The sequence below is a fragment of the Nocardia sp. NPDC058480 genome (genome assembly GCF_042720495.1).
Taxonomy (GTDB): Bacteria; Actinomycetota; Actinomycetes; order Mycobacteriales; family Mycobacteriaceae; genus Nocardia.
Window position 1 is genome coordinate 145,067 of the sequence record NZ_JBHXMN010000015.1, and the last position, 8,578, is coordinate 153,644.

At 62.6% G+C, this 8,578-nt stretch carries 6 protein-coding genes and 1 pseudogene; 6 read left to right on the forward strand and 1 reads right to left on the reverse strand.

Features of this window, described 5'->3' with window-relative positions; genetic code table 11:
- Positions 1-20: 20 nt before the first annotated feature.
- From ACFWO8_RS27395 to ACFWO8_RS27420, 6 genes and pseudogenes are all read left to right on the forward strand, one after another.
- Complete coding sequence (locus ACFWO8_RS27395) at positions 21-2,030, forward strand: hypothetical protein (RefSeq protein ID WP_378965489.1); 2,010 nt, start codon at positions 21-23, stop codon at positions 2,028-2,030.
- Positions 2,031-4,826: an AAA domain-containing protein gene (locus tag ACFWO8_RS27400; protein ID WP_378965493.1), complete on the forward strand. Its 2,796-nt coding sequence runs from the start codon at positions 2,031-2,033 to the stop codon at positions 4,824-4,826.
- A 73-nt stretch (positions 4,827-4,899) separates the two neighbouring features.
- Positions 4,900-5,293, forward strand: a pseudogene (locus ACFWO8_RS27405) (23S rRNA (adenine(2503)-C(2))-methyltransferase RlmN); the annotation flags it as partial.
- Positions 5,294-5,416: 123 nt separating this feature from the next.
- Positions 5,417-6,139: a hypothetical protein gene (locus ACFWO8_RS27410; protein WP_378965496.1), complete on the forward strand. Its 723-nt coding sequence runs from the start codon at positions 5,417-5,419 to the stop codon at positions 6,137-6,139.
- 93 nt (positions 6,140-6,232) lie between these two features.
- Positions 6,233-6,568, forward strand: coding sequence for a helix-turn-helix domain-containing protein (locus tag ACFWO8_RS27415; RefSeq protein ID WP_378965500.1), 336 nt, complete (start codon positions 6,233-6,235; stop codon positions 6,566-6,568).
- Positions 6,532-6,942 carry a hypothetical protein gene (locus ACFWO8_RS27420; RefSeq protein ID WP_378965539.1) on the forward strand — a complete coding sequence of 137 codons (411 nt, stop codon included), beginning with the start codon at positions 6,532-6,534 and terminating at the stop codon, positions 6,940-6,942. The genes ACFWO8_RS27415 and ACFWO8_RS27420 overlap by 37 nt, the downstream gene beginning before the upstream one ends.
- A 536-nt stretch (positions 6,943-7,478) precedes the next feature.
- Here ACFWO8_RS27420 and ACFWO8_RS27425 read toward each other — a convergent pair.
- On the reverse strand, positions 7,479-8,312 hold the full coding sequence (locus ACFWO8_RS27425; protein ID WP_378965504.1) for a hypothetical protein: 834 nt from the start codon (positions 8,310-8,312) through the stop codon (positions 7,479-7,481).
- Positions 8,313-8,578: the final 266 nt, after the last annotated feature.

The following is an 8,578-nucleotide window of genomic DNA, read 5'->3' on the forward strand; positions in this document are numbered from 1 at the left end:
TGCTGAATTACCAAAGTGCGGTGGCCAATCCACCGATCGCTTTCCGCCATGTCGACCTGCTTCGAACCGGTGAGCCCGTGCGCAACGCGCAGGGCATGCCGTCAGTCGCCTCGGGCGGGTTCGCGGCGACGTTCGCCATCGACAGCGCTTCGAAACAGCGCTTCGCGGTGCGCTGTTTCCACAAGCAAGGCCATGATGAGCGCCGACTGCGCGAACGCTACGAGCACATTTACCGGTTCGTCGCTGGCCATCCGAATCTGACGTTCCTGATCGATGCGGTGTACCAAGCCGACGGGATCATGGTGAACGGCACGGGTTTTCCGACCGTGCGCATGCGATGGTCGACCGGTGAGATGCTCGGCGTGTGGGTGGAGGACTGGATCGAGGGCGACCAGGATCCGGTCGCAATCGAGACGGTGCGGGTCGCGATCGCGGACGCGGTCGTCGCGTTGCGCGCCGCGGGCGCCGCGCACGGCGATCTCCAGCACGGGAACATCCTCGTCGGCCGGGACCTTTCGATCACCCTGATCGACTACGACGGCATGTTTGTCGATACGTTCGCCGGTACCGGGTTGCCGGCAATCGAACAAGGTCACCGCAACTATCAGCATCCCGGTCGCGGTGGCCGTTTCGACAGTGGCATCGACACTTTCGCGGCCGCGGTTATCGATGTCTCACTGCGGGCGCTACGGCACCAGCCATCGCTGTGGGACGACTTCGGCGGTACCGGCGAGAACCTGATCTTCACCGCACGGGACTTCGTCGACCCGGAGAACTCGCCGTTGTTCGCCGCGCTCGCCCGCATCAGCGGAGTCGCCGACGCTGCCGCTGCGTTGAAGCGGGCCTGCCGAACCGACTACGACTACGTCGAATCCGTCTTGGCGGGAACCGGGGCGGGCGCACCGACTGCGGGCGGTTTCGAACTGGCGCTCGGTCAGTTCGTCGCGGGCAGCGAACGTGACGAGCTGCTGAACCGTGCGGGTGAGACCATCACCGTCTACGGGAGAATCCAGTTCGGCATCGTCAACAAGGGATTCCAGGGCCGCGATGTGGCCTTGATCAACCTCGGTGACTACCGGCGGGGCGATTTCACCATCGTCGCCCACGACGGCGTCGCACGTCAGCTCTTCGACAAGTACGGCAGCCACAGCACGCATGGAAAACGCCTCCTGCCGAAGCTGAAAGGCTGGCAGATCGCGATCACCGGCACCGTCGTGACCTATGTGAACAAGGGCGTGCCTGTCCCGCAGATCGAACTCGTGCGGGTCGGCCTGCTACGCAATCTCACCGATCAACAGATCGCCGCGCTGAAATCCCCGCCACCCGCTGTCGCACCAGCACCACCCAGGCCTACCAGGGCACCGAAGAGCGCGGGCGCGCCGCCGATTCCGTCGTCGACGCGAGCTGCGGCGGTTGTGCCGCCCACAGATCGTTCAGCGGCACAGGCGCGCAGACAGGCCGAGCTGAGCAGGTTGTACGAAAACCCTGCCATGAGGGTGCGTCCCCCGGCGGCTCCGGTGCGAACGAGCTCGCCGTCCCCTGCCCCGCCGAGTACCCCCACACCGGACACAGCACCCAAGCAGCCGCGGACATCGCGGTCCGCGCGCCCGGCGCCTACCAATTCGGCCGTACGATCGGCGCCTCCCAACCAGGCCGCGCGCCCATCGCCTGCTGCTGATCCGGCAGCACGCCCGGCACCTCCCAATCCTGCCCCCCGGCCGACGTCTCTCAGCCCCGCTGCCCGGTCGGTGCCTGGCACTCCTGCCGCACGCCCATCGCAGGCTATCCCGGCAGCACGGTCGACACCCGCAACTACGGCCGAATCGTGGTGGGCCCCGCATCTCCCTCCGTCATCGCACCGTCCGGCCGCTCCGCCGCCCCCTCCTCGGCCACCACAGCCACCCCCACCCGTCACATGGCACCCGCCGGTGAACCACCCGGGACACCAGCGGTTGTCGGTGCGTTGGGACTGGATGGTGTTCGGGCTCGCGATCCTGGGTTTGCTGACCCTGACGATCCTGGTGGTCTAGGTGACGATCAACGCACGTGAATACGCCGTGGTCGTCCGCGAACGGGGCGGTAGTTCCGTCGAGAACAAGACCGCCGAGATAGCGGGCTATCAGATCGACGGTCGGCTGATCCACATCAGCTACGCACGCGGCGGCACCTATCGCTACGGCCGTGACCGGGTCTACCTCGCGAACCACCCACGACAACTACCACCGGACCAGGGGACCGAGATCCTCGCCGACGGTGTGCTGTGTGACAGTTCCGGTGGCGCTTACCTTTTCGACACTCCCGATGGTGGCTGGTGGCACATCTTCGCCCGGGACGGGACCTGGCATGCGCGCCCCGCGAGCGAGGTCGAGGTCGTTCGCAACGGCGCCGCGATTGCCGAATCTGCTGCGGTACTGCGGTATTGGCGCGAACTTGCGGGTCTACTGCCGGAGGCGGGCCATCTCCTGCGGGAGGGGCTCGACCACCTCACCTTCCTTCACCCTGACAGCGTGCTGCATAGGTTTCTCACCGGCGCACGCCTGGAACAGCGCGACGACGCGCCCGATCCGCGAATCTACCCGTTTCACACCAATCCGAGTCAGCGCAAGGCGATCGACAACGCGCTGCGATTTCCGATCTCGGTGGTGGACGGCCCGCCCGGCACCGGCAAGACACAGACCATCCTCAACCTGATCGCCAACATCTTGCTCGATGAGTCCAAGACCGTGGCGGTCGTGTCCTCGAACAACGCCGCGGTCGAGAACGTGCGCGACAAGCTCATCGACGTCCAAATCGGCTATGTGGTAGCCGATTTGGGCCGGTCGGAGAAGCGGCGGGAGTTTCTCGGCAGAGGTACCCAGGACAACCGGAACAGGCTTGTCGCGCGCCTTGTCGCGACCGAAAGGGGCGAGATCGGCTCGGCCGAGGAGATCGCCACCCTGGATCGGCGGTTACGCCTCCTCCAAACCACGCAGGGCGAACTCGCCCAACGGCGATCCGAGCGCGACGGTTACCTGCTCGAACGCGAACACTTCATGACCCACTTCGATCGGCAGTCGCTGCCGGACGAGCGGTTGTTGCCGGTGCTGCGCTGGCCCGCGGACAAGATCCTGGACTACATCGCCGACACCGATCCCGGCCTGGCCCAGCCGGGCGTGCTACCCGAGGCCGTCGACCGGATCATCCACTGGATCAGATACCGGTCGATGCGAGCGGTCGACGCCAGCGACGTCGAGGTCGTCCTGCGGCTGCAACGACTGTACTTCGACAAGAGGATCGCCGATCTCGATGCCGAGATCGGCCGGCTCACCAGCACGTTGAGCTCCGCGAAGTTCGACGAGCTGATCGATCGACACCGCGAGCGCTCGCTGCGGTGGCTCACCGACCGCTTGCGTGACCGCTACGCCCAGCACCGGCCGGGTATCTACGGTCACAACTACCTGCGCGAGTGGCAGCGGTTCAGCCGCGACTATCCGGTGATCCTCAGCACGTGTCATTCCCTGCAGCGCAGCATCGGGCGCGGCAGGATGCTCGACTATCTCATCATCGACGAAGCCTCGCAGGTGAATCTGCTCGAGGCCGCGAACGTGCTCGCCTGCTGCAAGAATGTGATTGTCGTGGGGGATGTGAAACAGCTGGCCCACATTCCGGGTCTCGAGTCGAAGGATTGTCCGCCCCCGCCGCATCCCGTGTACGACTTCCACCGGAACAGCGTCTTGTCCGCGTTGATCGAGCTGTACGGGGATGCGCTGCCGCGCACCATGCTCCGCGAGCACTATCGATGTCATCCCGACATCATCGGATTCTGCAACAGCAAGTTCTACGACGACGAGCTGATCACCTTCACCACCAGCACCCCCGGCTGGGAATCGATGATCGTCGCGCGGACCGTCGAAGGCAATCACATGCGTCGCCACAGGGAGAGCCGGTCCAACCAGCGAGAGATCGACGTGATCGAACGCGAGATCCTCCCGACGTACTGTGCCGACTTCGCGGCGACGGACATCGGCGTCACCACGCCCTACCGCAAGCAGGTCAGCAAGGTCACAGACGCGCTCCTCGGTGCGGTCGAAGCAGACACGATCCACCGATTCCAAGGTCGGGAGAAGGACGTGATCGTGATGACCACGGTCCTCGACGAGACATCGGACCCCGAAGAGAAGGGCGGGCTCGGGTTCCTCGACGACCCACAGAAGATCAATGTCGCCGTCTCGCGGGCGAAGAAGCGCTTCGTGCTCGTCACCAACCACGACATGCTGCCGCGCAGCAGCAATCTGCGCGACCTCATCGGCTACATCGGCTACCGGAACCCGGGCAGCACCGTTTTCGACAGCTCGATCGTCTCGGTATTCGACCTGCTCTACCGCGACTACTCCGCGCGACTGCGACCGCTCATGTCCCGAATTCGGCGACGTTCCCGATTCCTGTCCCAGGACATCATCGCCACGGTGCTGGAAGAGGTTGTGCAGGAACAGAATTACATGGGTCTCGGCATCCGGGCCGAGGTACTAGTTCGAAACCTACTGCCCGACATAACCAAGCTGACAGTCGCTGAGGCACGGTTCGTGAACAATCGCGCGAGCTTCGACTTCGTCGTATTCAACCGTGTCACCCGTCGATGGGTCTGCGCGGTCGAGGTCGACGGATACGAATACCACGAGAACAACCCGGACCAGCTGGCCCGCGACGCGCTGAAGAACAAGGTCTGCGTCAAATACCGCATCCCGCTGCTGCGCCTACCCACCACCGGTAGCGCCGAAATACCCCGCATTCGAGCCTCTCTCGACAGGGTGCTCACACCCGGGTTCAACATTGGCGGGTTGCTATGATGCCAGATTGTGCGTTGAAACTGTTGATTGGTCTAACCGCACATACGGACAGTAATTTTCGGCCGTTGAGGGGTCACTGCATACTCCCGACGATGAGCTGCGGGATACCTTTGGTTCCGGTGAACAACCGTTGGTCGGTGGCCGAAGTCCTGGGCGCGGCACGGTATTACGCGGATAAGTCGGGTCGTCGAGTGTCGATCGAGTACGCGTTGATCCGTGATATCAACGACCAGGGGTGGCGCGCGGACATGCTGGGCAAGAAGCTGCGTAAGGCGTTGGGGCCGTTGGTGCATGTGAATCTGATTCCGTTGAACCCGACTCCGGGTAGTGAGTGGGATGCGAGTCTGAAGCCGGTGCAGGACGAGTTCGTGCGCCGTGTCCAGGCGCAGGGCGTTACCTGCACCGTGCGCGACACTCGTGGCCAGGAGATCGCGGCCGCCTGCGGTCAACTCGCGGCCGAGGGGTAGGGGTGGCAGCCGATCTTACTAACTTGGAGCACACCGTTAGCCGTTCTAACGCGCGTCGCTCGACCTGACGTCTGCCTCTGCAACCAGGCTGCCAATTCGATTGCAGATCAGTAAGATTGCGTCATGACGCCACAAGGTCAGATCGGTTGGGCATCCTTCGACGTGAACGTCAACATCTCCGCACCTGTGGTCGGCGACTACGTCGACCCAGGACTGATGCACTGGACTGGGACTGCCACATACGCCGTCAGCTCCGACGGCGATAGCCCAGCTGATGACGTTCCGCTTGGTCTCTCGGTAGTTCACACTGATGAACGCGGCGACCGCGAGAAACGGTGGACGGTGTTGACGATGCACGGTCTGCTGGTTGATCCGTACATCGTCGAGAGCCGCATCGATGACCTCCTTGATGGCATGTCCCAGGACTACGCACATTTCGCACCTCTGTTCGGCGGCGACAATCAGTTTCATCCTGACCTCGCTGAGATCATCGAAGGCATGCACTCAGCGGCCGTTCTGATCGACCGGGTCTACATGGCGGAGATGTGGCGAGGTCGTGGCGGAGTTGGTCGCCTGCTCATCAGCCGTATTCTTCGGCTCTTCGCTGAGTCTGTTGGTGTCGTGGCGACGCATCCATTCCCGATCGAGCTGTTGAGGGAGCGGGACGATCGGACCGGTCTGACCGAGCATCCGCGCTTCGCGGAAGAGCTGGCCAAGGTGCAAAGGACCTGGGAGCCTCTGGGGTTTGAGCGGTATACCTCCCATTGCTGGGTAATGGACCCGGCGATGCGGACGCATATGGATTCAGTGGCGCGACTTGAGAAGACGCTGTTCGCCGATGCATAGCCAGGACTGCTAGTGCCTCGGCTCGGAAGGTTGATGCGGCAATCTGCCAAGGTGGCGGATTGATCATCAGCGCGTGAGCGGTGATGCTGCCCGGTGGAGGTGGTGCCGGTGGCTCGCAAACCGGATGTGTTCAGAGCGGTGAACCCGGAAGAAGGCCGCAACTTGGCCCAGATCGCGCGGCGTAGCGAGCAACCTGTGCGAATGTGGTGGGCGATCGTGGTGATGGCCTCGGCCCAGCATCAACCCGTCGGGTTGATCGCGAAGCTGATGCAAGTATCGGAACTCTATGTGCGCCAAGTGATTCACGACTTCAACGCGCACGGATTCGAGTCGCTGGACCCAAAACGGAGCGGGGCAGGCCGACGAAGACCGATCAAGCGACGCTTGATCGGATCTGTCAGATCGCCCGGTGCTGCCCCCACGATCTGAACTGGCCGTTCTCGGCATGGAGTTTGTCGAAGCTGGCGCACGTGTTGCGTACCAACAAGATCGCGGACCTCAGCCGCGAGACTCTGCGCCGGATTCTCATCGCCGGTGGAGTGTCGTGGCCGGCCACGAAAACGTGGAAGACCAGCAACGATCCCGACTTCGTCGCCAAGATACACCGGATCCTCGATCTTTATGGCAACCCACCTGCCGATGGGCGGGTGATCTGTGTTGATGAGTTCGGGCCGTTGAATCTGTTACCGCGGGCCGGTCGGGGCTGGTTCCCGAAACGGCGACCGACGCGGTTACGTGCGACCTATCACCGCCCTCGGGGGTGCGACAGATGTTCGGTGTCTTTGGATTTGGCCTCGGGTTAGCTCTACTACCGGATCAGTGATCGGAAGCGTTGGACCCGAGTTCCTGGCCTTTGTGAAGTCGTTGCGGGCTCGTTGGCTTGGTCGGAAACTGTATCTGATCTGCGAGAACTCGGTGTGTATAGGCGGGCCGGGGCGCGGGACTGGTGCGGGTCGAACGCGGTCGAGTTGGTGTTCGTGCCGACGTATTCGTCGTGGCTGAACCGGATTGAGTGTGAGTTCGCGGCGTTGCAGTACTTCGCGCTCAACGGCACTGACCACCGCAGCCACGCCGAGTAGGACGCCGCGATCGGTGATTACATCCGCTGGCGTAATCAGCACGCCGGACCCTGTGCGCGAATTCGCGGTCGGTTCCAGGATCCGGCGTTCGGATTACCTACCTAACGTTGCGTGACGCGGCACTAGCACCTGCCTGAAGTTCCGCTCTGCATGTGATTTAACCTGGGTGCGGGGGGTTTATCCGCGGAGCCGCGATGCCCACCGCTGCATCGCGGAGACTCATCGGTCGGGCGGTCTAGCCGCACGAGTTCGGATGTGCCTTACTCCTCTTTATCGAGGTCGGTGTAATCCGGGATCGGGGCATTGAATACTTCAACAACCCAGCCACCTTGGCCGTGTCCTCCGGTTGAGTAGCCGTGCTCGTCGCGCTCGGCATCTTGGACCCAGACCGTTACTGGGTGAATGCGGACGTACTTTCCGGCGTCATGGGCCTTCGTCGCCAGCTGAACGCCATCGCGAAGGTTGGACTCGACCAGCTCGGACTTGTCGTCTAACTCGCCAATTTTCCAACTGGTCCAAACAATCTCGGGATTCAGTCCGTCAACGTGTGGCCAGCGTCCGGGCCGCGGTTCGTCGTAGGCGATATCCGGGGTGGCGGTCCGCCCATCCAATTCCCAGTATTTTCCTCCCCGCCATGTCGATTCGATAGCGTTCTCTAGCCGCACCGGCAACTCTACTTCGCCCGAGTTTGGGCCACGCATGAATTCGTACAGTTCATCTATGCCCCTGGGGCGTTGCAGCTGGTCTACGTAGTCCGGCACGGAGTGGATGGGGCCACGCCAACTCCACTCGCCGTAAAATGGCGTAGTACAGCGTGTTTCGAGGTATCGGCGGATGGAATCTGAGACTGCCTTCGGGAACATGCCGAGATCCGGATGCGTCAGCTCTGCACGCACGGCAAAGTCGTCGTCAGGCTGAGCTTGCTCCTGTATGAATTGATTCAATCTGCTGACCAGATCCGGAACGAGATCGAGGTGGTCGGTGCCAACTGTGGTAACCAACTCCAGTTCGTCTGGGATACCTACTGTGCTGTCGATAGATACGGCGAAGATCTGCGTCCGGGATAACGTTGGATGAGCGAGGAAGTAGCGCACGGTAGTACGGCTCCTGGGATGCGATGGGTAACCGAGCACAGCAGACTGCACACGGCGAGTCTCGAATGGGTTCGTCAGATCGCGTCCGGGTCGGCCTGGTGTCCGGCCTGGCATCGATCAGAGTGATTATTGTCCAGTCCGGCGTGGTGTCCGAAGCGGCGTGACGACAAGGCTAGTGCCTCGTCAAGCAACCTTCGGTAGGTAATCCGGTAGCCGGATCTTGGAGTTGACGGCGAAGTCTCGCTTGGGTCGGGCGTGCTGGTTGT

What these genes read in the sequence shown, in the direction of transcription:
- ACFWO8_RS27410 (WP_378965496.1), top strand. Translation starts at nt 5,417, where the DNA reads ATGACGCCACAAGGTCAGATCGGTTGGGCATCCTTCGACGTGAACGTC.